Raw genomic sequence first — 22,719 nt, 5'->3', positions numbered from 1 at the left:
TTTTATTTCTTTGCTTTTTTTGCCGCGCGTTTATTTTTGAAGTACACGAAACCAGATATGCCTAATACAATTATTATGAAATGAATTCGATAGGAGCGGGATAATCCATCTTCACCAACAAAACAGAAGAAGCGATCCCATCTGAATCGTCCTTCTTTTGAATCTTCGGTGAAGGATTTAATTAAGCCGACACTTCCTGAAACCGGATTTTTTGCCGGATCTTTAATACTCATCCACACAAAAACAGGTTTTCCAACAATGTGATCTTCCGGCACAACTCCCCAATAGCGCGAATCGGCTGAATTTTGGCGATTGTCTCCCATCATGAAGAAATAATCCATTTTCAAAGTGTAGCTTTTTGTTTCAGTACCATTGATGAAAATTTTATCACCTTTTATCTCCAAGGTATTTAATTCGTAGTTGACAATGATGCGGTCGTACAACTTGATATTGGTTGTATCTAAATTAACGGAGGTGTTTGCTTTCGGAATGACAAACGGACCGAAATTATCATTGTTCCATGGAATAGAAGAAGAATGTGGAAATATTCTACTTGAATATTGTCCTTTCGGAGTAATTTCTTTGGTGCAGGAAATAACGGTGGATAATCCTTTCACTTTGTTTACGGTGGAAAGTGGCATGTTAATTAAATAGGTGATGGTATCACCAGTAGGAGCAATGTTGATGATGCCCATTTCATCTACATAAATATCATATTTATCCAATAAACGAACATTGGGAATAAATCTTCCGGCTACTCGATCGTATTCTCCGAAGGTATATCCTAACGTTTTTACATAATAATGAAATTGTGCATGCTCGGGTGTTTCTACTTTTTTATCATTAATAAAAACTTCAGCATCTCTGATTTCAAATTTATCTCCGGCAATGGCAACACAACGCTTTACGTAGTTTTCGCGTTTGTCGACCGGCCGTGCAACCACATCACCAATGGGAGTCATCACCGGGCCATTTTCTGTATCAACAGAAATTTGTGTGTTTGGTTTTTTGTATAAACTTTTTCGATTGGCATCTCTGCAAATCTGATAGTAACTTTGATTTTGGAAATTTAATGCAACGGTATCGCCATCGGGATAGTTGAATACTACGATATCGTTATTTTTTACAGAACCAAATCCAGGTAAACGGAAATAAGGTAGTTTAAACCATTCTAAATATGATTTTGTGGTTGCGCTACCCGGCAATGTATGATGAACAAATGGGAAGGAGAGGGGAGTGTTCGGGATTTTCGCTCCGTAACTTACTTTACTCACAAATAAATAATCACCCACCATCATCGATTTTTCTAATGAAGATGTAGGAATGGTAAAGGCTTCGAAAAAGAATGTTCGGATAACGGTTGCTGCAATCACTGCAAAAACAATTGCTTCTGTCCATTCGCGAGCCATAGACGGTTTCTTTTTACTCATGTCTTCCGGACCAACATAGGCTGTGCCTTTTTGAAAACCTAAGTAGGGGAGATACACATAACCGAATAAAAAGGCGACTATTTTATCTTGATTGGTACGTTTGTTAAATGCTTTCGCTGTTAACAAATACATAATGGCAACCATCAAAAAATTGATACCTGGAGTGATGATTAAGAAAATCCACCACCATGGCTTTTGAATCACTTTGAGCCAAACAATAAAATTGTAGACAGGAACAACTGCTTTCCAACTTTCTTGTCCGGCCAATGGAAACAATTTCCATAAACCGATGATTGTTGTGATAGAAGCGAGGATTAAAAAAATATAAGAAATGTCCATACGTTAGTTTAAATTTTTAGAGTTCAATGTTCAAAGTTTCGCTAGCAGTAACGAGTATCTATTGATTTATTGTTTTATAAGTGTTAATTAATGTGAATTGTCCAACAAGTCATTCATCCCAAAAATACCTTTTTTCCCTTTTACCCATTCGGCTGCAATAACCGACCCCAATGCAAATCCTTTGCGATTGTGTGCAATGTGTGTCATGGAAATTTCATCAACAGCTGAACTATAAGTTACAGTATGTGTTCCCGGAACTTCATCAATGCGTTTTGAAATGATGGCTAATTCGTTTTTGTTTTCAGTAAGCGCATTTACCCATTTTTGTTTTGAGCTATTATTTTCAATAATTTGATTTGCTAATGAAATGGCGGTGCCGCTGGGAGCATCCAATTTATGCACGTGGTGAATTTCTTCCATTGTCACGTTGTATTCGGGATAAGCGTTCATGAGTTTTGCCAAATAGGCATTCAATTTAAAAAACAAATTCACACCAATGCTATAATTGGAAGCATAAAACAAGGTTTGTTTTTTATCAGAACAGTTTTGCTTCACTTCCTCCAAGTGTTTTAACCATCCGGTTGTTCCAACCACAACAGGAACAGTTGCTTCAAAGCATTTGTTGATGTTGTTGATGACAACTTCCGGTGTACTGAATTCGATCGCAACATCCGCTTTTTTTAATTCGTCAATGGAGTAGGTGTTGGCATTACTGCTGGTTACTTTCAAAACAATGGAGTGTCCGCGAGAGATAGCAATTTGCTCAATCTCTTTTCCCATTTTCCCATATCCGATAAGTGCAATATTCATACTTCTATTTTCTTAAACTAAATGTTTGTTATTTGTCCTTTTACCATTTCCCTCTATGTCCTTTCACCATTTCCTTCTATGTCCTTTCAATATTTTCCTTTTTGTCATTTCGACCATACTTCTTTTGTCATTTCGACCAACGCGGAGAAATCTATTCCAATCTTAAACGGTTTAGATTTCTTGATTCAGTTTTAAATGACAAGCTGAAATTTATTCCTGTTGTATAGTGATTCATTCCGGTTGTGTTGATGAATGTTGGTGCCACGTTCATTGTTAAATCATCACTCACATCAAAGGTAAACAAATGTGCATCAACGCTGGCATCAATAATGTTTAACGCATAGAGTGCTGCAAAGCCGATTACTGTTAAATCGCGGTAACGATGATAATATTTTTGAAGTGTATTTAAATTGTCATCGGTGTAAACGCCAATGTAATCATCCGTTGTGGAAGCATCATCATCAATGCGATATTTGTACGCATTACGATATTTTACATAACGTGAATGATTGAATTGAAAAGAGTACGTTAATCCAGCAGCACCAGCATAGATGATGGGTAATTTCCAATATTTTTTATTGTAAACTTGTCCGGCTCCCGGCAAAATAGCAGACAACAAAGCCGCTTTTCTGGGCGAATGATATGGTTTTTTATTGAGCGTTACCGAAGGAATGGAATCGCTGGTGATGGTAGTTGTTTTGATAACAGTTAACGAATCATTTTTAATAAGGGTATCGCCTACTTGCGCTGAAACAGACGAAGTAAAAAAAAGCAAAAAGGTTATTCCAATAAAAAATTGAAATAACCTGCTTGCCATACAGTTATGGATGATTGATTTAGGCATCCAACAAATCCAAAATACGTTTCAGGTCGTTATCCGATTTAAAAGGAATGACAATTTTACCTTTACCGTTTGTTTCTTTGCTGATGAGCACTTTTGTGTTAAACACTGCGCGTAAATCTTCTAACGCATTCATTTGTTCAACCGACAAAGCAGCTTTAGTTTCTTTTTTATCTGTGGTGGATTTACCTGATTTAGGTGCAACTTCTGTTTTAACACCACGTGCTAAATCTTCCACATCACGCACCGATAAATCATTCAATACAATTTGATTGTAGATGTCTAATTGTTTGTCTTCATTTTCAATGCTAATCAATGCACGTGCATGTCCCATTGAAATGTCTCCGTTACGGATTGCCAATTGAATTTCCACCGGCAATTTTAATAAACGTAAATAGTTGGTAATGGTAGAACGTTGTTTGCTCACTTTTTGTGAAAGTTGTTCTTGTGTCAAAGAACATTCGTCTATCAAACGTTTGTAGCTGATGGCTACTTCAATGGCATCTAAATTTTCACGTTGAATGTTTTCAACCAATGCCATTTCCAACATCGCTTGGTCATTCGCAATACGAATGTATGCAGGAACGCTGGTTAATCCCGCTAACTGAGAAGCACGGAAACGTCTTTCACCTGAAATTAATTGATATTTATCATAACCCAATTTACGAACAGTGATGGGTTGAATGATGCCATGTTCTTTGATGGATGCCGACAATTCATTTAATGCATCCTCTTCGAAATGCGTACGAGGTTGAAACGGGTTGGTTTCAATTTGTGCTATTTCGATATTGGCAACAGCACCTACTACTTTTCCTTCACCTTCCAGCTTATTGCTGGTGATATCTGTATTAGCATTTTCTAGTAATGCACTTAATCCTCTTCCTAATGCGTTTCTTTTTGTTGACATCGTTTTAGTTGTTGACATTTAAAAATTTTCTTATTCGCAATTTCGTTATTCTTCGTCCCGATGGTTATTGGGATTAGTTTTCTTCTTCCACATTGATAAATTTTTCAGAATCATTCAAGCGGGTCATACCGTTTTTTTGTAAAATTTCTCGTGCTAAATTTAAATAGTTGACAGCACCTTTTCCGCTCGCATCGTGCATGATGATGCTTTGTCCGAAGCTTGGTGCTTCTCCTAATTTTGTATTCCGTTGAATGATGGTATCAAACACCATTTGTTGGAAATGTGTTTTCACTTCTTCCACTACTTGATTGCTCAAGCGCAAACGCATGTCGTACATCGTTAACAAAATTCCTTCGATGGCTAAGTCGGTATTTAAACGCGACTGTACAATCTTAATCGTGTTTAATAGTTTTCCCAATCCTTCCAATGCAAAGTACTCACATTGTACCGGTATTAATACGGAGTCGGCAGCCGACAAAGCATTTACTGTGATTAAGCCCAAAGAAGGAGAACAATCGATGATGATAAAATCGTAATCATTTTTGATTTTATCCAATGCCATCTTCATCATTTTTTCGCGGTTCGGAAGATTGATCATTTCAATTTCTGCACCTACTAAATCGATGTGTGCAGGAAGTAGAAACAAGTTAGGTGTTTCCGTCTGCAGAATGATGTCTTTCGGGTCGATGCCGTCAATGATACATTCGTAAATCCCTGTTTTGATGTTACGGGGATCAAACCCAACTCCAGAAGTTGAATTCGCCTGCGGATCTGCATCAATCAAAAGTGTTTTAAATTCCAACACGGCTAAACTTGCCGCCAAATTAATAGCTGTTGTTGTTTTTCCAACTCCACCTTTCTGATTTGCTATTGCTATTATTTTTCCCATCCCTGTTTTTAATTTATTGAATTGTATGTTTTAATTTTCTATTTTCTTTTAACTAGTCACCTAGTCACCTAGTTACTTAGTTACCTAGTTACTTAGTTACCTAGTCACTTATCTAATTCGTCACCACTTTTGTTTCTCCAACGTTGAACAAGAGTAACTCATTGCCTGCATTGTCAAATTTTTTCACTGCCTGTTCTTTGTTAATGGCGATATATCCGAAGGTATCGTAATGCATACCAATGATTTTATTACACTTGATAAATTCCGAAGCGATGATGGCATTGTCAACTCCCATTGTAAAATTATCTCCAATCGGTAAAAACGCAAAATCGACTCTTCTGTAATCACCAATCAACTTCATATCGTTTGTTAGGGCGGTATCTCCGGCATAATAAAAATTCCCTTTGCTGGATTCAATAATGAATCCCATTGGGTTTCCGCCATAGGTTCCATCCGGCAAACTGCTGGAATGGACCGCTACCACACATTTTACATCTCCAAAATCAAACTTCCATTTTCCACCAATGTTCATGGGATGCGTATTGGTAATGCCTTGTTTGTTTAACCAAACGTGAATCTCCCAATTACAAACCACTTTCGCATTGGTACGCTTTGCGATGCTTACCAAATCAGCCACATGATCATTGTGCCCGTGTGAAACTAAGATGTAATCTGCTTTTACAGTATTTACATCAATGTTTACCGCCAATTCATTGTCTGTAATGAACGGATCGAATAAAATATGCTTACTATTTACCTCAACTCCAAAACAAGAATGACCGTAATATGTTATATTCATAAATTGACTGAAAATGCTTTACTTTGTGCTTTAACAAGTCTTAAAAATACAGATTTTGGGTCGATAAGCTCTTTAAAACTTATAACACATTTTTAAACAATTATTTTGTTAATAATATTTACTATGATTACTATTATTTCCGCCACCAATCGACCCCAAAGTAATACCCTAAAAATCGCTCAAAACTATGCGCAACTGATAGAAAAACAGGGGGTTGAAACAAAATTATTTTCCTTGGAACAGCTACCCGCTGATTTTATCATAACCGACTTATACAATAAACGGTCAGAAAATTTTCAACAATTATTGAACGAATTTATTATCCCGGTAGAGAAATTTGTGTTTGTCGTTCCGGAATACAACGGCAGCTTTCCCGGAGTGCTGAAAACCTTTTTGGATGCGGTTCATCCGGATACTAACAGGGGTAAAAAAGTGGCATTGGTGGGTGTTGCTACCGGCAGAGCCGGAAATTTACGCGGAATGGACCATCTAACCGGCATTTTACATTATTTAGGAATGCATATTTTGCCAAATAAACAACCGATTTCCAGCGTGTTAGCACTTCTGAATGCCGATGGAAGTCTAAAAGATGAAAACACCATCAAAGCGCTTGAAAAACAAATCGGGGAGTTTGTGAAGTGGTAGGTTTCTACAACTAATTTTTATTGAGTACGTCATTGCGAGGCACGAAGCAATCTCTCAAATTGAGTAAAAATAGTATTATTAGCAAAGATTGCTTCGTTCCTCGCAATGACGATTCTAAGAAGCATTTTATTTCTAACAAAAAAAGGAACCACATTGGTTCCTTTTTTCTTATTGTATGTGTGATAAATTTTCTAAGCGAATTTCTTCTCAAAAGCTTGCATTACTTCAACCAATGCATTTACACTTTCTAAAGGCAATGCATTGTACAAAGAAGCTCTGTAACCACCCACATCACGGTGTCCGCGTAAACCACTCAAGTTTGCTTCTTTTGCAAGTTTGTCAAACTCCGGCTCTAATTCCGGTTTTGTCATTACAAATGTTGCATTCATATTCGAACGGTCTTCAACTGCTGTAGTGCCTTTGAATAAGGAGTTACGATCAATCTCTGTATATAAGGTTTTTGCTTTTTCCTCGTTAATTTTTTCAATCCAAGGAATACCTCCATTGTTTTTTAACCATTTTAATGTCAACATCGACACATAAATCGGGAATACCGGTGGTGTATTGTACATACTGTCTCCCTTGATGTGTACTTGGTAATCCATCATCGATAATAATTTACGGCCCGTTTTTCCAAGTTTGGTTTCATCAACTGCAATCATTGTTGCACCTGCAGGACCCATATTTTTTGTGCTCCGGCATAAATTAAAGCGAAATCATTTCCGTTTACTTTTCTGCTGAAAATATCACTGCTCATGTCACAAACCACCGGAACGGAAGTTTTAGGGAAGCTCTTCATTTGTGTTCCGTAAATGGTATTGTTAGAAGTGATGTGTAAATAATCCAATGTAGAAGGGATGTCATATCCTTTCGGAATGTAGTTGAAGTTTTTATCCTCTGATGATGCAATCACTTGTGTGTTGCCAATCAATTTTGCTTCTTTGATGGCTTTGCTTGCCCAAACGCCTGTGTTTACATAGCCTGCAGTTCCTTCGGTACGCAATAAATTCATGGGAACCATTGCAAATTGTAAACTTGCACCACCACCTAAAAATAAAACTTTGTAGTTGTCGTTCAATCCCAATAATTCTTTTACCAAAGCACGTGCTTCTTCCATTACTTTTTCGTAGTTCTTGCTACGGTGAGAAATTTCTAAAAGTGAAAGGTTTAAATTATCGAAATTGATACAAGCTTCTGCTGCTTGTTTTAATACTTCGGCCGGCAATATACCTGGACCAGCGCTAAAATTGTGAACTTTTGTCATTTCTTTTGTAAACTTATAGTTGTTTGTTGCTAGTTGTTGGTTGTTCGCTGAGAGAAAACAATAAACTTTGTTTAATACAAAATTAGAAAATAATCAAACGTGAGGTTTAAAATAATAGAATAATATTTAAAACAAAAGGCCAACAACGAACAACCAACAACCCACAACTATTTCTGTTTCTTCTTTTTCTTTTTATTCGGGTCTTTGTATTCGTTGCTCAAGCTATGTCCTTCCGACTTGTCTTTCGGGTCGCCATACAGTTTATCTTTTTCATCCTTTTCATTCAAGGCATTCACATCTGTCCCATAGTTCCATTTGCCTTTTTTAAAGCCGAATCCATCAAAACTCATATCGCTGCAATAGTATTGAAATTGCCCTTCCAGCTGTGGTGAAGTAGGAGCAAGGTGTCCGAATACAATGGAATCCTTTTTTGTGCTGTATCGTAGCGACATGCTGCATGTTGCCGAATATTCAAAGATGATGCGTTTCGGATATTTGCGATCGTAATTAAAAATATCGGCTCCGAATTTTGGAGTTCCATTGTTCGGGTCGAACGTCAACACTTCAATGATTTTTTTCTGCGAAAATGGATCATTCCCATCCCAACCTAATAAGGTATAGTAGGTTTTTGCTTTTGTTTTTTTAACAATGATTTTGTTGTACAAGGCCCCATACCATTTGTTGTGGTCGGTAATCGCATTGTCCGGGTTTCTGATTTCAGCAGATTTATCAGTCAATGTATACAATTGAATACTTTCTACTTTATTTTTTTTTGTGGTGAACTTCGATTGAATAAAACCATAATATTCGTGGGTGCCATCTGTTTTAGGGATATTCCAGTGGATGATGCGAAATTTATTATCCGGTGATACTAAAATTCCAATGTCCTTTTTAACGAGTCGAAGGAATAGTTTTCAAATGAGTTGGTCAATTCTAAAATGGAATCGAACTTTTTCACCAATCGGCTATTGAGTTCTTTTTTCTCTGAATCGGTTTGTTTGGTGCGGTTAGCCGGATGGTAAAGCTTTTGACAGATGTTCATTAGTTCTTGTTCATCCGCTTGCGCTTGAACTTTTTCGATGGACGTACTTTGGGAAAAAGCATTCACCGAAAAGAGTAAAACTACGAATGACAACCATTTTTTCATCCTAACAAAAGTACGTATTTAAAAACGGAAAGTGAAATGGGATATTGTATGGTTTTTATTAGCCAGTGCATTCTTCAGGAGCGTCATTGCGATCCCGAGTATTCGGGAGAAGCAATCTCCATTAAATAACCCAACAAAAAAAGCGCCACTCTGTTTAGAATGGCGCTTTTACTATTTGTTAAAGTATTTGATTACAAGTGAAGACTTGCTTTTTTAGCTAATAAATCTTCTTTGCTCTCGCGCCAGTTTTCGTCATCTACACAACAGTCAACCGGACAAACAGCTGCACATTGTGGTTCATCATGAAACCCAACGCATTCTGTACACTTGTCAGATACGATATAATACACATCCATTGCTACGGGTGTTTGTGGTGCTTCAGCATCAGCTGCCAATCCACTTTTTGATGTAAATGCTCCTTTTAAAGAGGTTCCATCGGCAAAACGCCATTCGTTACCACCTTCATAGATTGCATTGTTTGGACATTCCGGCTCGCAAGCTCCACAATTAATGCACTCTTCAGTAATTTTAATTGCCATAATTATTGTTAGTTTTGTAAAATATTTCTGCAAAATTACTTAGATTTTATCGAATTACATAAAAATATGACCCTGGATAATCGAATAAAAGCATTTATACGTTTAGGTGGTTTCCTAAATCAGTTCGCTCCGAATGGAAAAAAGGACGAATCCAATGCGTTGAATGCCTCGTTTTACAGCGATATGGAAGAATTAATCCAATCTGTTCATATCCACAATCAATGGTTTACCGAAGCCAATGTGAGAAATGCCATGGGCGCCTTGGCCGATAGTCTGCAAGAAAACTCCTTTTTAGATTGGATTGCCACTTATATCAACGATTTACAAACCGTTAAACCACCCAAACGTGTTGCAGTGATAATGGCCGGTAATGTGCCGATGGTCGGCTTTCACGATATGTTATGTGTGTTGATTTCCGGAAATACATTTGTTGGAAAACTCTCGTCTGACGATAAATTTTTATTGCCATTCATTGCCAAAGTATTGAAAGCAATTGAGCCGGGGTTTAACGATTTGATTGAATTTACCGAAGACCAATTAAAAAACATGGATGCTGTGATTGCTACCGGAAGTAATAATTCTGCTCGCTATTTCGAGTATTATTTTGGAAAATATCCAAACATCATTCGTAAAAACAGAAATTCAGTAGCGGTGCTCTCAGGCGCTGAAACAACGGAAGAATTAAAACAATTGGGGAACGATGTGTTTCAGTATTTTGGATTGGGGTGTCGCAATGTATCTAAATTGTTTGTCCCGAAAGGCTATGTGTTTGATACGTTTTATGAATCGATTTTTGATTTTCAGAATGTGGTGAACAACAATAAATACGCAAACAACTACGATTATAATAAAACGGTTTATCTGATGAGCAGCAATCCTTCCTTGCTCGATAATAATTTTTTATTGCTCAAAGAAGACGCATCCTATGCATCACCCATCGGTGTATTGTTTTATGAGTATTATGAAGATATTCAGGAATTAAACAAACGATTGGAAAAAGAGCAGGAGCAACTACAATGCATTGTTTCTTCCAGCATCGCTATTAAAAATGCAGTTCCGTTTGGTGTGGCACAATGTCCGCAACTCCACGATTATGCGGATAGTGTAGATACGATGAAGTTTTTGATTGGGATTTAGTTAGTTGCCACAGATTCACAGATTGTTGTTTTAAAATTAATTGTTAGGATTTATTTCTGAGGAGTTTGTTGCCAGAGAGTCACAGATTTTAATATTAGAAATTAAATGATAGGATTGAATTGTGAGTAGTTAGTTGCCACAGATTCACAGATTGTTGTTTTAAAATTAATTGTTAGGATTTATTTCTGAGGAGTTTGTTGCCAGAGAGTCGCAGATTTTAATATTAGAAATTAATTGATAGAATTTAATTCCCAAGTGAATTAGACTGTGTTTTTCTGTGGTGATTTTATGGAGTTGTGAAGGAAATAAAATAATCCGTGAATCAGCGGCAATAGTTAGTTTCTCGGTCTTCCTGGATCTCTTTTACTACCGAACAATCGTTTTCTATTCGATAGTAAATTCTTCTTGTAATTTTTATTTCCTCTTGCAATCGCTTTTTTGTCGGCTCGAAGTTGCTTTTCGCTCGGACGTACTTTTGCATTTCTGTATTTGTTATACGCGCCTTTTGATTTGCAGGAGTAACTTGTGCTTAGTAATAAGCAAAGGAAGAGCAGGGAGATTATTTTAAATGCTTTTGACATCCAAACAAAGATAATGAAATTCTTTTTGTCAGTTCGAGTGATTCTGCTACTCGAACCAGAATTACTCGAACTGACATTTGAGTTCCTAGCCTACAAATTCCATCTCTTTTTCTTTTTTCTGTTTCTCTTTTTGATTTTTGTGGTTTGTTTGTACTGTGGTTTCTTGTTAAAAAAGCGATCGTTGTTTTCTTTGATTCCTTTTTTATTGTCTTTCTTCAACTGCTTCCAAGCTTTTGTTCCGCTTTTAATTTGTTTCTGTTCTTCTTTCCGCTGTTTATCACTTGGCTTTTCTTTGGCCGACAGGTAAGGATTATAAGGTGTTTTAGATTTACAGGAATAGAACATCGATAGTCCTATGATTGAAATCAATAAAAAGAATCTACTTTTTGTATAAAATTGCATCGGCATCAAAACATTCTCTTAATTTTGTTTGAATGTTTCGGGGATATAACGGAGCGGGTTGGAAAAGATACGCAGCTAATGAAAATTTTCTTTAGCATGTCCTTCCGACCGAAGTGGAGGAAACTAACATTGTTTCTAGTCAAATTGATAATTGGTTCGATTTCTCCGCTACGGTCGAAATGACAGGAAGAGAAAGCCGAGAGGACATAGTGGGGCGAGATTAATTAGTACTTAATATGAATTTTAAAAACTATTTCTACATTCTCATCACACTCCTCCTCGCATCCTGCGGTGCGGAGCAACTACCTGTGACCTTCTCCGAACACATTGCACCCATCATCTATAAAAATTGTACCAGCTGCCACCGCCCCGGAGAAGCCGGACCATTCAGTTTAATTACTTACCAGGATGCAAAATCCAGAAGTGCGTTGATGAAGTTTGTAATCAAAACTCGCTTTATGCCTCCATGGCCGGCCGATGCAAGCTATACGCATTTCATTGATGAAAAAGTATTGACCCAAGAAGAAATTGATTTGATTGTGCGTTGGGTAGACGAAGGTTGTGCCCTAGGTGATTCCACCAAATTACCTCCGGTTCCTGTTTTCCCGAAAGGCTCTCAATTAGGAACACCTGATTTAGTGATTAAGTTCAAAGAAGCTTATAAAATCAAAGGCGATGCACAAGACCGCTTTTTGTTGATGCGTGTGCCGTATCAAATTCCGGAAGATAAATTTATCACCACCATTGAAGTAGTACCCGACAACAGAAAATTATTGCATCACTTGAATGCACAATTGTTGAGTTATGAATTTGATAAACGTACCGATGTGTTTGCCGGAAACGTAGTTGTAAACATTGATTCCTTTCCCGACTTATTAGTTGCTTACAAAGAACTAGGACTTGCAAACGATGATGGGAATACCTTTCCGATGATGACACAATCGGTGACCAATTATTTGCCGGGCGTAACGCCACCCATTTATCCGGATGGGATAGGAGGATTTAAGTTGACTCGAAAAGGTGCGTTGTTTTTAAAAGACATTCATTATGGTCCGTCACGTGTAGATACTACCGACCAAACGACCTTCAATGTGTTTTATGCAAAGTCGCCACCCAAGCGCCCAACACAGGAATTTCAAATGGGCACTTTTGGCATTTCTCCAACAGTTCCTAAGTTGGTGATTCCTCCAACCGAAGTAAAAACATTTACATCTGAATACACTGTTCCGTTTGATATTTCGCTGCTGACGATTAATCCACACATGCATTTGTTGGGGAAAAGTTTTTGGGCTTATGCGATAACGATGCAAGGTGATACGATTCCATTGATTAAAATCAACAACTGGGATTTCAGATGGCAGTATTTTTATACGTTTAAAAAAATGGTGAAGATTCCAAAAGGAGCAACCATTCATACGGTTGGTGTTTTCGACAATACCCGTAACAACCCGAACAACCCCTTTTCCCCACCACAGCTAGTTGCGGAGCGGGAGGGAAGTATGCGTACTTCCGATGAAATGTTCCAATTTATTGTAACGTATTTGCCTTATCAGATGGGAGATGAGAATGTGAGTTTGGAGCGGTAGTTAATGGGTAATCAACCCTTCTTTTTCTCTCAAATTATAATCTCTAATTAGCATAACATACAATACAACACCAATGCTATACATTCCTGAAGTAATCCAAAAGATGTTGACGTATTCAACTTCCAGGTGGCGTAAAATTCCAAATCCTACTGCCGCGAAATAAGCGGTACCGGACCAGATGGCAGATGTTAATGCACTCACCATTTCACGGTTGTTTTCTCCTACATACTTCATAGTAATTTCGGAAGTCATGGGAACTGCTGCACTCATTAACGGTTGACGCAACAAATAAAAGACCGCTGCAATGGTGATGGCAAAACTATATTGACTGTAATATTGTGTGGTGGCCATAATGATCAATGCAACAATGGCAAACGATTGTGTGGTTGGTATGGCTTTGTGATAACCGTATTTTTCTTTTATACGAGGAATATAAATTGCAACAATGGTAACTGCAATCGCAGTGGTCATGTTCAATGCCGAAAATGTTGCTGTACTCATGTTGTGTACATTGGAGAAAAATAAACTCATGAACGGAATCGTGAAGCCTGCTCCGGTTGCAATAATGGCGGTTGGAACAAGGGCTTTCATGATGATGATCCAATCGTAATGTTTTAAATTGGTTCTGCTTTTTTCTTTGAGTATGGGAACATGTTCGTTCTTGTCCATTTTCATCGCAAAATAAACGCCTGCAAAACTCAAGAGGGAAATACCATACAATAAATTCCGCTCCGTAAAAATCTCCGGACTAATGCCATTGAATACCGCAACTAAAAAACTCCCTAAAATCGTTGCCAAGCTCCAGGTTGCGAAGTTGAAGGTGATGGCTCTGGTTTGTTGTTCCTTGGGTGCATTGCGCATGATGTATGGTAAAATCGGAATTTGAATAAAGGTATACGCTGTTCCCCATAACAAATGAGAAATGAGTAGGAGTGGAGTGGAATGAAGGTGCACACCAATGATGATGAGTAGGGCAAAAAACGGAACGCAAAAGGAAGAAATATAAATGAGGGGTAATATTTTTCTGCCTTTGATATACATTCCTAAAAACAAGGCTAAGGCCAACATACCGAAATAACGGTACGAAGTAAAGTGTGCATATTCGGAATCGCTATACCCTTCGGATTTCATGTAGAGTGGGAGAATGGCGATGAACAATACGTTTACCAATTGCACAAAGAACTCCACCGTTACCAGGTTGAGGAGCGTTTTGTTGATGGTGGTGTATTGTTTGAGTGTGGTTAACATTGAAGAAAAGAATAGGAACGCAGATCTTTATGATTCGTATGATTTGTTAAGATTTTTTTAGTGTGTTACGAATAAATTTTATGATTTCTTCTGATTGGTTCGGCTCGAACCACTTGATGTCTGTGTCTCTGCGGAACCACGTTAATTGCCGCTTTGCAAATTTACGGGTGTTCTGTTTGATGGCATCCACAGCTGTGTTTAAATCGGTTTTGTTGTCGAGATAATCAAACAGCTCGCTATAACCAACTGTTTGTAATGCATTCAAGTGTTTCTTTGGATGTAGCTTTTTTACCTCATCCAACAGTCCATGTTGCATCATGCTATCCACACGTTTGTTGATGCGTTCGTATAAAACTTCCCTCTCTGTATTCAATCCGATTTTGATGATATTGAAATCACGTTTTTTGATGTTTCCTTTTCGCAAAGCAGAGTAGGGTGTGCCGGTGGTTAAACAAACTTCGAGTGCACGACTCATCCGTTGCGGATTTTGCAAATCTACTTTTGCGTAATAGTCAGGATCGAGTTCTTTTAAAAGTTGTTGCAAGGCTTCAATACCTTTTTCTTCCAGCAGCGTATTGATTTTCGTTCTGACTTCAGCATCTGCTTCGGGCAATTCATCAAAGCCTTTACAAATGGCGTCAATATAGAGTCCGGAGCCACCTACTAAAATTACGGTATCATTTGATTTGAAAAGTTTATCGAGGAGTGCGATGGTTTCTACTTCATATTTTCCAACGTTGTAATCATCGGAAATGGAATGAGAATCGATGAGATAATGCGGAATGCCTTGCATTTCTTCAGCCGTAGGTTTGGCGGTACCGATGCTCATTTCTTTGAAAAATTGTCGGGAGTCGGCAGAAACAATCGGGCAATGGAATGCTTCGGCAATATGGATACTAGCGGCAGTCTTGCCAATGGCAGTCGGACCAACAAGTACAATAAGCGATTTAGTAGGCATTGATTTTAATTAATCTTCGTCACCAGCAACATCTTCGTGCATATCGTCATCACCCATTTCATCTTCTTCGTGTGCTTCTTCTTCTGTTTCTTCCTCTTCACCTTCTTCGCCTTCTAATAAAGCGGTTTCATCTTCGCTATGTGCGTTTGCATACGCATCATCATCGTGGTGTGGTTCATCCTCATCAAAATCATCTTCATCCACAGGAGGAGCAACGGCAGTGTTTAAGTGTTGTTTTGGTGATTCTCCGGCCGATTTGGTTATTTTCGGAAAAGTTCCTTTCGGGTCGTCCAGCAAAATTTTAACCAGTTCAACCATGAATGTCCATGCAGTTTTTGGGTCGTATACATAAACAAATTTTTGGTGCGGGTCATCAATCAATGAAGCCATTTTGCACTTATTCATTTGTTTTTTAATCGGTAAATCTCTTCTTTTTCTACGTTCAACTTCCTCTTCATCTAGCGGACGCAAGCCAATCTCATCGCCTTTTCTCCAAAGGTCATCGCTAATAAAAAATGAGGCATCGTGCAAGTTATCGAATCCGATAGATTGAACAATACAATTGTGGAAATCCTCAAAATGTTGTGTGGATTTTATTTCTATCTCGCGATAAACTTCTTCGTTATCTTCAAATGTTACTCGAAAGCGGTAAACAGCCATGCTAAATTAATTATCAGTTATGAAATATGAGTAGACCTATCAGGTTATAAAAATACAAAATATTGCTTTAGGATAGTTTAAAAGTTGGAAAGTTTTAAAGTTGGAAGGTTGTTAGGTGTGCAGTCGGTTTTCTTAACATTTTAACCTTCTAACTTTGGACCTTCAAACCGAGTTTTGCTCCTTCAGCAATCATAAAGGCGGTTGCTTCCTCGATGTCATTTTTGATGAGACCATCTAAAATCGCTTCTCGTATGGCTAATTTGATAATCCCAACTTCTTTGCCGGCAGGAATATTAAATGTTTTCATGATATCTTCTCCACTGATGGGTGGTTGCCAGTTGCGAACATTGTCTTTCTCTTCTACTTCTTTTAATTTTTGTCGAACGACCTCAAAGTTCTTCATGTATTTCTGAACTTTGTATTCGTTTTTAGAAGTGATATCTGCTTCACATAATTTCATTAAATCGTCAATATCATCACCGGCTTCAAACAATAATCTGCGCACAGCACTGTCGGTAATATCACTTTTTGCTAATACAATCGGGCGAAGGTGGAGCAAAACTAATTTTTGCACATACTTCATTTTTTCGTTTAGCGGCAACTTCAGTTTTTCAAAGATCTTCGGAACCATCCGTGAACCTTTGTCTTCATGTCCATGAAACGTCCAGCCATGCTCCGGTTCGAAGCGTTTGGTAGGAGGTTTGGCGATGTCGTGCAAAATGGCAGCCCAACGCAACCAAAGGTCGTCTGTTGTTTTGCAAATATTATCCAACACTTCCAGCGTATGATAAAAATTATCTTTATGTCCTTTGCCGTTGCGAATTTCTACGCCTTGCAAAGCTACCATTTCAGGAAAAATGAAATGTAAGAGTCCGGTGTCAAACAAAATTTTAAAACCGATGGACGGTGTTTTGGCAAGAATAATTTTGTTGAGTTCATCGGTGATGCGTTCTTTCGAAATGATCTTGATACGTTCTTTATTTTTCGAAATACTCACCAATGATTTTTCTTCAATCGTATAATTTAATTGCGTAGCGAAACGAATGGCGCGCATCATGCGTAACGGATCATCTGAGTAGGTGATGTCCGGGTTTAGCGGAGTACGGATGATTTTCGCTTCCATGTCTTTCAGGCCGTCAAACGGATCCAACAGGTCACCATACGTTTTTGAATTCAACGATATAGCGAGTGCATTGATTGTAAAGTCTCTGCGGTTTTGATCATCTTCGAGTGTTCCGTTTTCAACAATCGGGTTACGACTTTCGGAGCGATAGGATTCTTTTCTTGCGCCAACAAATTCTATGTCGTAATCTTCATACACAATTTGCGCGGTGCCAAAATTTTTGTAAACGTTCACATGAAATTTATTGCCGAGTTTTTTTGCAACTGCCTGGGCTAATTCAATTCCGATTTTGCGTTCCGCATCTTCCGGTCCGATAGCAACCACATCAATGTCTTTGCAGGGACGGTTGAGATGCAAATCCCTAACCCAGCCACCAATCACGTATGCGGAAAGATTCATTTCATCGGCTGCTTCTGAAATGATTTTAAAAATAGGATGGGTTAATTGGGTTTTCACTTTTTTGCTTGCCGATTCTAGCAGATTTTATTTATTCCTCTATCACTTTTACTTAGTTACCTAGTTACTTAGTCACCTAGTTACTTCCTAATTATCTTTATCTCACCATTCATCGCCACTTTAATGATGGTCGATGGTTTTGTGTTGTTGGTTTCTTTTTGTCGCAGGTTCACGATATAATCTACTTTGTTCATGATATCCAATTTAATATCATTGAAAGAGTTAGGAGAAGGTTCACCGCTGACATTCGCGGAAGTAGAGACGATGGGTTTCCCGAATTTATGAATGAGGTTTTTACAAAATTCATCTTTTACAATACGAATACCTACGCTACCATCTGCTGCAATAATATTTTCAGCCAACATTCTTCCATCCGGATAAATGATAGTTAAGGGTTCTTCCGCTGTTTCAATTAAATCCCAGGCAATGGCTGGAACTTCTTTCACATAGCGGTTAATCATTTTTTCATCGGAAACTAACACCACCATGCTTTTGTATTCAGCACGTTGTTTTATTTTGAAAATTTTATTTACCGCTTCTTTGTTGCGCGCATCACAACCGATTCCCCAAACGGTATCGGTAGGATAGAGAATCGTTCCACCTTTGTGTAATACAGCTAATGCGTTTTTTATTTCTTCTTCCATGTTACAGATAACGAATAAGGCGAATTTAGGTCCCTCGATAGTGTCTGCTTCAACGCAGAATGCTCGGGATGACAACGAAGATACAAATTTATGCAATTGCTAAAGTGTTTTGAGTTCAATGATTATTGCAGGGCGTCATTGCGAGGTACGAAGCAATCTTGCGTGAAACGGAGAAAGATTGCTTCTCTTCGCTCGCAATGACGTCCTAAGTTGCATTGATTTAAGATAATGTTTTCAACAACTCACTCGTTTCGATCGAAAAACCGCACTTAAAATGGCCTTTGGGGCAGGCTTTGTGTCCGTGTAAACCGCAAGGGCGGCAGTCCAAGGCCAGTTTTGTTTCAACGATTTGAGCGTTGTCGGCCAGCGGACCGAATCCGAAAGCAGGAACGGTAGAGCAATAAATGGCAGTAGTTTTTGCATTCATGGCAGAAGCAATGTGCATAGGAGCTGAATCGTTCACATAATTCATGGCGGCACCTTGCATCAATGCAGCCGATTCGAGGAAATTTAATTTACCTGAAAGGTTACTGATGTTTGTGTTTTTTGAACTTAACTTGATTGCTTCGCAAGCACTTGCATCACTTGGTGCGCCAAGTAAATAAATCGTTAAGTCGTTAGGTAATTGGTCGCACAATTCAATCCATCTTTCTTTTGGATATTGTTTGGTGAACCAAACCGAAGTAGGAGCGAGGCAAACGTAAGCTGTGTTTTGGTAGTTCTTTATCGTTTCAAAATTCGATGGAGTCGGATACAATTTTGGCAATGCCGGTTGAATATCTGTTAAATGTTCAATCAATTGTTGATTGCGTTCCACTTCATGTTTACGGTTTCCGATTTCATGTTTTATCTTTTTCGTAAATAGAAAAGAGAGTGGGTTTTTGTCGAATCCTACTATTTCCTTTGCACCGGAAAATCCTGCAATGATTCCGGAGCTGGCAAAACGGTGCAGGTTAATGATGTGGTCGTATTGGCTGGCACGTACCTGTTTGGTAATCGCAAAAAGGTTTTTAAGTTTCCCTTGTTTTTTATCCCATACAATTACCGTTTTAATAAACGGGTGATTGGCCAGCAATGCTTCATTTCCTTTGCGCAAGAGAAAATCAATCTGCGCATCCGGAAAACGAAGATGTAATTTTTCAGCCACAGCAGTTGCTAAAATCACATCACCAATAAAGGCAGTTTGTATGATTAAAAATTTTTGCAATTAATTTTTAGAGTTTAGAATGGGTTCTGGCCCTCTCCTTGTGGAGAGGGGATAAAGGGGTGAGGTTTATACAGCTACATCATATTCTCTCAACGCATTGTTCAGCGATGTTTTTAAATCGGTACTTTCTTTGCGCGTTCCAATGATAATTGCACAGGGCACTTGATAATCTCCGGCAGGAAATTTTTTAGTGTATGAACCAGGAATCACCACCGAACGAGTAGGAACAAAGCCTTTGTATTCTATGGGTTCGGTTCCGGTAACATCAATAATTTTTGTGGATTTTGTCAATACCACATTGGCGCCAAGAACAGCTTCTTTTTGAACGTGTACACCTTCAACAACAATGCATCGCGAACCGATAAAACATCCGTCTTCGATAATTACAGGTGCTGCCTGAACAGGTTCCAACACACCACCAATACCAACACCACCACTCAAATGCACATCTTTTCCGATTTGTGCACAAGAGCCAACGGTTGCCCAAGTATCCACCATGGTTCCGCTATCAACGTAAGCACCAATGTTCACATAACTTGGCATCATAATAACGCCTTTCGCCAAATATGCTCCGTAACGGGCAACAGCATTGGGAACCACACGAATGCCCAATTCGGCATAATTGGTTTTTAATTTCATTTTATCATGGTATTCGAAGATGCCTACTTCAATGGTTTCCATTTTTTGAATCGGGAAATACATAATCACTGCTTTTTTAATCCATTCGTTTACTTGCCACTCGTTTCCTTTGGGCTCAGCCACACGTAGTTTGCCTTTGTCAAGTAGTTCGATCACTTCGCGAATGGTGGCTTGAGTTTTTTCTTCCTTTAATAATTCTCGGTTTTCCCAAGCAGCTTCAATAATAGTTTGCATCATAGTTTTAATTATTTCCTTATACAATATTCTTCGCAAATATATTCTTTTTTTGCGCTAAAATCACCTCGTTACTTCGTCACTTCGTTACCTACCTAGTCACTTTTTTTATTACTTTTGTAGTATGGCTAGGTTGATGGCAATTGATTACGGAAGTAAAAGAGTAGGGATTGCAGTAACAGATCCCTTGCAGATTATTGCTACCGGCTTAACAACCGTTCATTCACAGGATGTAATTGAATTTTTAAAAACATATATCGCTAAGGAAGCTGTAGAATGTATTGTTGTAGGCGAACCGAAACGAATGAACAACGAGCCATCGGATTCCGCACGATTTATTGACCCTTTTGTGGTCCATTTAAAACGTACGTTTCCTGAGATAAAAATAGAACGCATGGATGAACGATTTACATCTAAAATGGCGTTTCAAACTATGATTGACAGTGGCTTAAAAAAGAAAGCACGACAAAATAAGGAGTTGGTAGACGAGATTAGTGCTACCATTATTTTACAGAGCTATATGAATAGTGTAAAGTAACTAAGTAACTAAGTAACTAAGTGACTAGGTAACTAGGTAATTTTGTAATTAACCATTAACGAAAAACGATTAACCATTAAAAAAATGATTTTACCGATTGTAGCATACGGAGATCCTGTTTTACGAAAAGTAGGGGTAGAGATTACAAAAGACTATCCCGGATTGGATCAATTGATCAAAGATATGTTTGAAACCATGCATGCTTCTTCAGGCGTTGGTATTGCCGCTCCTCAAGTTGGCAAAGCCATCCGATTATTTTTGGTTGACACCACTCCCTTTGTGAATGGCGAGCGTGATGAAGATGAAGAGGATGAATTTACACCGGAGGAACGCGAACAATTAGGAAATCTTTCAAGAGCATTTATCAATCCGGTTATTGTTTCTGAAGAAGGTGAAGAATGGTCGTTTAACGAAGGGTGTTTGAGTATTCCTAAAATCCGTGAGGATGTGTATCGTAAACCGAAAATTCTTATCAAATATGTGGATGAGCAGTTTAACCCGATTGAAGAAACATTCGAAGGGATTGCTGCGAGAGTCATTCAACATGAATACGATCACATTGAAGGCAAATTATTCACTGATCGTATCAGTCCGCTTAGAAGAAGATTATTAAAAGGAAAATTGAATGATATTTCAAAAGGAAAAGTAAGTGTTACCTATAAGATGCGTTTCCCTAACAAATAAGTGTATGAAGAAAATTCATTTTTTTGTTGTTACATTTATTGCTGTTCTTGCTGTTTCTTGTGGCAATGATGAGGCTGCTTCAAAATTAGAAGATGCAAAAATTGTTGATCCAAAATCACACTTGTTGACGAGCATTGCCGGCATTGAGAAAAAAATGCACAGTTCTCCTCAGATTGATAATATTATTGCCGGGCAAGCTCTGCAGCTGTATTTTGAGTATACCACGAATTATCCAACGGATCCAGCTACTCCGGATTATTTATTTAAGTCGGGTGAAATAGCTACAGCCATTCAACAATATCCTCAGGCGTATAGTTATTATAAAACCATTTGTGAAAAACATCCATCCTATAAATTGATTGAGGAAAGCTATTTTTTGCAAGCATCCGTTTTGGATAATTATTTAAATGAGGATGAGAAGGCAAGAAAAGTCTATACCCAATTAATTAATTTGTTTCCGAATAGTAAGTATGTAAATGATGCAAAAGCAGCCATAAACAATTTGGGAAAATCGGATGAAGAGTTGATTAAAGAATTTCAGAAAAAAAACGGAGGAAAATAGAATTAGTTAAATTCCTTTTCCAATAGCTCTCTCAAGCGTTCATGCGAAACGGCATGTTTTAATTCTCCTGCAATCGAATACGAAATTTCACCTGTTTGCTCGGATACCACAATTGCAATGGCATCAGTGTTTTCGGTGATTCCAACAGCAGCTCTGTGGCGCATCCCCAAGTGTGCTGGGAAGTCGGCATGTTCCGTTACCGGCAATACACAGCGTGCCGCCACAATAATGTTGTTGGAAATGATAATGGCTCCGTCATGCAGCGGGGAGTTTTTATAAAAAATACTTTCAATCATTCGCACCGATACTTTCGCATCGATCGAATCTCCTGTATTGGCATAAAATTTTAAATCATTTTCTTTCGTCAAAATAAGAATCGCACCTGTTTTTTGTTCACTCATATTTTTGCAAGCTTTTACAATGGAGTTGATGTCGAGTACTTGAGCCGTA

Annotated in this window: 24 protein-coding genes and 1 pseudogene; 6 read left to right on the top strand and 19 right to left on the bottom strand. The window is 38.2% G+C overall.

Going from position 1 to position 22,719, the window contains the following annotated elements; translation table 11 throughout:
* Window positions 1–2: 2 nt before the first annotated feature.
* From IPP64_08655 to IPP64_08630, 6 genes are all read right to left on the bottom strand, one after another.
* Window positions 3–1,769 (bottom strand): S26 family signal peptidase, encoded by a 1,767-nt coding sequence (locus IPP64_08655; GenBank protein MBL0329469.1) that lies wholly within the window; start codon window positions 1,767–1,769, stop codon window positions 3–5.
* An 87-nt stretch (window positions 1,770–1,856) separates the two neighbouring features.
* Window positions 1,857–2,579, bottom strand: coding sequence for a 4-hydroxy-tetrahydrodipicolinate reductase (gene dapB / locus IPP64_08650; protein MBL0329468.1), 723 nt, complete (start codon window positions 2,577–2,579; stop codon window positions 1,857–1,859).
* Between the two features lie 151 nt (window positions 2,580–2,730).
* A complete protein-coding gene (locus tag IPP64_08645) occupies window positions 2,731–3,396 on the bottom strand; it encodes a hypothetical protein (GenBank protein ID MBL0329467.1) in 666 nt (221 codons plus the stop codon).
* Between the two features lie 19 nt (window positions 3,397–3,415).
* A complete protein-coding gene (locus IPP64_08640) occupies window positions 3,416–4,327 on the bottom strand; it encodes a ParB/RepB/Spo0J family partition protein (GenBank protein ID MBL0329466.1) in 912 nt (303 codons plus the stop codon).
* 73 nt (window positions 4,328–4,400) lie between these two features.
* Window positions 4,401–5,216 carry a ParA family protein gene (locus IPP64_08635; protein ID MBL0329465.1) on the bottom strand — a complete coding sequence of 272 codons (816 nt, stop codon included), beginning with the start codon at window positions 5,214–5,216 and terminating at the stop codon, window positions 4,401–4,403.
* Window positions 5,217–5,328: 112 nt separating this feature from the next.
* Window positions 5,329–6,015, bottom strand: coding sequence for a metal-dependent hydrolase (locus IPP64_08630; protein MBL0329464.1), 687 nt, complete (start codon window positions 6,013–6,015; stop codon window positions 5,329–5,331).
* Between the two features lie 123 nt (window positions 6,016–6,138).
* On the opposite strand from IPP64_08630, the gene IPP64_08625 reads away from it, so the two are divergent.
* Window positions 6,139–6,660, top strand: coding sequence for an NAD(P)H-dependent oxidoreductase (locus IPP64_08625; GenBank protein MBL0329463.1), 522 nt, complete (start codon window positions 6,139–6,141; stop codon window positions 6,658–6,660).
* Window positions 6,661–6,851: 191 nt separating this feature from the next.
* On the opposite strand, the pseudogene serC reads toward IPP64_08625, so the two are convergent.
* The 4 genes and pseudogenes from serC to IPP64_08605 form a co-directional block, all read right to left on the bottom strand.
* Window positions 6,852–7,924 (bottom strand): annotated as a pseudogene (gene serC, locus IPP64_08620) (3-phosphoserine/phosphohydroxythreonine transaminase).
* A gap of 167 nt (window positions 7,925–8,091) precedes the next feature.
* Complete coding sequence (locus IPP64_08615; GenBank protein ID MBL0329462.1) at window positions 8,092–8,661, bottom strand: hypothetical protein; 570 nt, start codon at window positions 8,659–8,661, stop codon at window positions 8,092–8,094.
* Window positions 8,662–8,795: 134 nt separating this feature from the next.
* A complete protein-coding gene (locus IPP64_08610) occupies window positions 8,796–9,071 on the bottom strand; it encodes a hypothetical protein (protein MBL0329461.1) in 276 nt (91 codons plus the stop codon).
* Window positions 9,072–9,262: 191 nt separating this feature from the next.
* Window positions 9,263–9,610 (bottom strand): 4Fe-4S dicluster domain-containing protein, encoded by a 348-nt coding sequence (locus IPP64_08605; protein MBL0329460.1) that lies wholly within the window; start codon window positions 9,608–9,610, stop codon window positions 9,263–9,265.
* A gap of 66 nt (window positions 9,611–9,676) precedes the next feature.
* On the opposite strand from IPP64_08605, the gene IPP64_08600 reads away from it, so the two are divergent.
* Complete coding sequence (locus IPP64_08600) at window positions 9,677–10,747, top strand: acyl-CoA reductase (GenBank protein ID MBL0329459.1); 1,071 nt, start codon at window positions 9,677–9,679, stop codon at window positions 10,745–10,747.
* A gap of 671 nt (window positions 10,748–11,418) precedes the next feature.
* Here the strand turns inward: IPP64_08600 and IPP64_08595 are convergent.
* A complete protein-coding gene (locus IPP64_08595; GenBank protein MBL0329458.1) occupies window positions 11,419–11,697 on the bottom strand; it encodes a hypothetical protein in 279 nt (92 codons plus the stop codon).
* A gap of 269 nt (window positions 11,698–11,966) precedes the next feature.
* On the opposite strand from IPP64_08595, the gene IPP64_08590 reads away from it, so the two are divergent.
* Window positions 11,967–13,316 (top strand): hypothetical protein, encoded by a 1,350-nt coding sequence (locus tag IPP64_08590; GenBank protein ID MBL0329457.1) that lies wholly within the window; start codon window positions 11,967–11,969, stop codon window positions 13,314–13,316.
* Here the strand turns inward: IPP64_08590 and IPP64_08585 are convergent, their stop codons facing one another.
* The 7 genes from IPP64_08585 to IPP64_08555 form a co-directional block, all read right to left on the bottom strand.
* Complete coding sequence (locus IPP64_08585; GenBank protein MBL0329456.1) at window positions 13,317–14,564, bottom strand: MFS transporter; 1,248 nt, start codon at window positions 14,562–14,564, stop codon at window positions 13,317–13,319.
* A 46-nt stretch (window positions 14,565–14,610) separates the two neighbouring features.
* Window positions 14,611–15,522, bottom strand: a complete 912-nt coding sequence (miaA, locus tag IPP64_08580; protein MBL0329455.1) for a tRNA (adenosine(37)-N6)-dimethylallyltransferase MiaA — start codon at window positions 15,520–15,522, stop codon at window positions 14,611–14,613.
* Window positions 15,523–15,531: 9 nt separating this feature from the next.
* Window positions 15,532–16,182, bottom strand: a complete 651-nt coding sequence (locus IPP64_08575) for a hypothetical protein (GenBank protein MBL0329454.1) — start codon at window positions 16,180–16,182, stop codon at window positions 15,532–15,534.
* A 148-nt stretch (window positions 16,183–16,330) separates the two neighbouring features.
* Entirely contained in the window at window positions 16,331–17,761 is a 1,431-nt protein-coding gene (locus tag IPP64_08570) for an HD domain-containing protein (GenBank protein MBL0329453.1), read from the bottom strand.
* An 80-nt stretch (window positions 17,762–17,841) separates the two neighbouring features.
* On the bottom strand, window positions 17,842–18,405 hold the full coding sequence (locus IPP64_08565) for a threonylcarbamoyl-AMP synthase (protein ID MBL0329452.1): 564 nt from the start codon (window positions 18,403–18,405) through the stop codon (window positions 17,842–17,844).
* Window positions 18,406–18,625: 220 nt separating this feature from the next.
* A complete protein-coding gene (locus tag IPP64_08560; GenBank protein MBL0329451.1) occupies window positions 18,626–19,612 on the bottom strand; it encodes a glycosyltransferase family 9 protein in 987 nt (328 codons plus the stop codon).
* Window positions 19,613–19,678: 66 nt separating this feature from the next.
* Window positions 19,679–20,488, bottom strand: a complete 810-nt coding sequence (locus IPP64_08555; GenBank protein MBL0329450.1) for a 2,3,4,5-tetrahydropyridine-2,6-dicarboxylate N-succinyltransferase — start codon at window positions 20,486–20,488, stop codon at window positions 19,679–19,681.
* Between the two features lie 121 nt (window positions 20,489–20,609).
* On the opposite strand from IPP64_08555, the gene ruvX reads away from it, so the two are divergent.
* The 3 genes from ruvX (at window position 20,610) to IPP64_08540 (ending at window position 22,269) form a co-directional block, all read left to right on the top strand.
* A complete protein-coding gene (ruvX, locus tag IPP64_08550) occupies window positions 20,610–21,023 on the top strand; it encodes a Holliday junction resolvase RuvX (GenBank protein MBL0329449.1) in 414 nt (137 codons plus the stop codon).
* An 84-nt stretch (window positions 21,024–21,107) separates the two neighbouring features.
* Entirely contained in the window at window positions 21,108–21,707 is a 600-nt protein-coding gene (locus IPP64_08545) for a peptide deformylase (GenBank protein ID MBL0329448.1), read from the top strand.
* A 4-nt stretch (window positions 21,708–21,711) separates the two neighbouring features.
* A complete protein-coding gene (locus IPP64_08540; GenBank protein ID MBL0329447.1) occupies window positions 21,712–22,269 on the top strand; it encodes a tetratricopeptide repeat protein in 558 nt (185 codons plus the stop codon).
* Window positions 22,270–22,271: 2 nt separating this feature from the next.
* On the opposite strand, the gene IPP64_08535 is transcribed toward IPP64_08540, so the two are convergent.
* The gene (locus tag IPP64_08535; GenBank protein ID MBL0329446.1) at window positions 22,272–22,670 is read right to left on the bottom strand and encodes a DNA integrity scanning protein DisA nucleotide-binding domain protein; all 399 of its coding nucleotides are present in this window, start codon (window positions 22,668–22,670) and stop codon (window positions 22,272–22,274) included.
* Window positions 22,671–22,719 lie beyond the last annotated feature (49 nt).

Source organism: Bacteroidota bacterium, from assembly GCA_016722565.1.
Lineage (GTDB): Bacteria > Bacteroidota > Bacteroidia > 2-12-FULL-35-15 > 2-12-FULL-35-15 > 2-12-FULL-35-15.
Note: the sequence above shows the minus strand (reverse complement) of the source record. Positions and strands in the feature narration are given on the sequence as shown.

What these genes read in the sequence shown, in the direction of transcription:
- IPP64_08640 (MBL0329466.1), bottom strand. Translation starts at nt 4,327, where the DNA reads ATGTCAACAAAAAGAAACGCATTAGGAAGAGGATTAAGTGCATTACTA.
- IPP64_08535 (MBL0329446.1), bottom strand. Translation starts at nt 22,670, where the DNA reads ATGAGTGAACAAAAAACAGGTGCGATTCTTATTTTGACGAAAGAAAAT.
- IPP64_08645 (MBL0329467.1), bottom strand. Translation starts at nt 3,396, where the DNA reads ATGGCAAGCAGGTTATTTCAATTTTTTATTGGAATAACCTTTTTGCTT.
- IPP64_08625 (MBL0329463.1), top strand. Translation starts at nt 6,139, where the DNA reads ATGATTACTATTATTTCCGCCACCAATCGACCCCAAAGTAATACCCTA.
- IPP64_08600 (MBL0329459.1), top strand. Translation starts at nt 9,677, where the DNA reads ATGACCCTGGATAATCGAATAAAAGCATTTATACGTTTAGGTGGTTTC.
- IPP64_08545 (MBL0329448.1), top strand. Translation starts at nt 21,108, where the DNA reads ATGATTTTACCGATTGTAGCATACGGAGATCCTGTTTTACGAAAAGTA.
- IPP64_08555 (MBL0329450.1), bottom strand. Translation starts at nt 20,488, where the DNA reads ATGATGCAAACTATTATTGAAGCTGCTTGGGAAAACCGAGAATTATTA.
- IPP64_08630 (MBL0329464.1), bottom strand. Translation starts at nt 6,015, where the DNA reads ATGAATATAACATATTACGGTCATTCTTGTTTTGGAGTTGAGGTAAAT.
- IPP64_08540 (MBL0329447.1), top strand. Translation starts at nt 21,712, where the DNA reads ATGAAGAAAATTCATTTTTTTGTTGTTACATTTATTGCTGTTCTTGCT.
- IPP64_08655 (MBL0329469.1), bottom strand. Translation starts at nt 1,769, where the DNA reads ATGGACATTTCTTATATTTTTTTAATCCTCGCTTCTATCACAACAATC.
- ruvX (MBL0329449.1), top strand. Translation starts at nt 20,610, where the DNA reads ATGGCTAGGTTGATGGCAATTGATTACGGAAGTAAAAGAGTAGGGATT.
- IPP64_08610 (MBL0329461.1), bottom strand. Translation starts at nt 9,071, where the DNA reads ATGAAAAAATGGTTGTCATTCGTAGTTTTACTCTTTTCGGTGAATGCT.
- dapB (MBL0329468.1), bottom strand. Translation starts at nt 2,579, where the DNA reads ATGAATATTGCACTTATCGGATATGGGAAAATGGGAAAAGAGATTGAG.
- miaA (MBL0329455.1), bottom strand. Translation starts at nt 15,522, where the DNA reads ATGCCTACTAAATCGCTTATTGTACTTGTTGGTCCGACTGCCATTGGC.
- IPP64_08585 (MBL0329456.1), bottom strand. Translation starts at nt 14,564, where the DNA reads ATGTTAACCACACTCAAACAATACACCACCATCAACAAAACGCTCCTC.
- IPP64_08605 (MBL0329460.1), bottom strand. Translation starts at nt 9,610, where the DNA reads ATGGCAATTAAAATTACTGAAGAGTGCATTAATTGTGGAGCTTGCGAG.
- IPP64_08575 (MBL0329454.1), bottom strand. Translation starts at nt 16,182, where the DNA reads ATGGCTGTTTACCGCTTTCGAGTAACATTTGAAGATAACGAAGAAGTT.
- IPP64_08635 (MBL0329465.1), bottom strand. Translation starts at nt 5,216, where the DNA reads ATGGGAAAAATAATAGCAATAGCAAATCAGAAAGGTGGAGTTGGAAAA.
- IPP64_08565 (MBL0329452.1), bottom strand. Translation starts at nt 18,405, where the DNA reads ATGGAAGAAGAAATAAAAAACGCATTAGCTGTATTACACAAAGGTGGA.
- IPP64_08590 (MBL0329457.1), top strand. Translation starts at nt 11,967, where the DNA reads ATGAATTTTAAAAACTATTTCTACATTCTCATCACACTCCTCCTCGCA.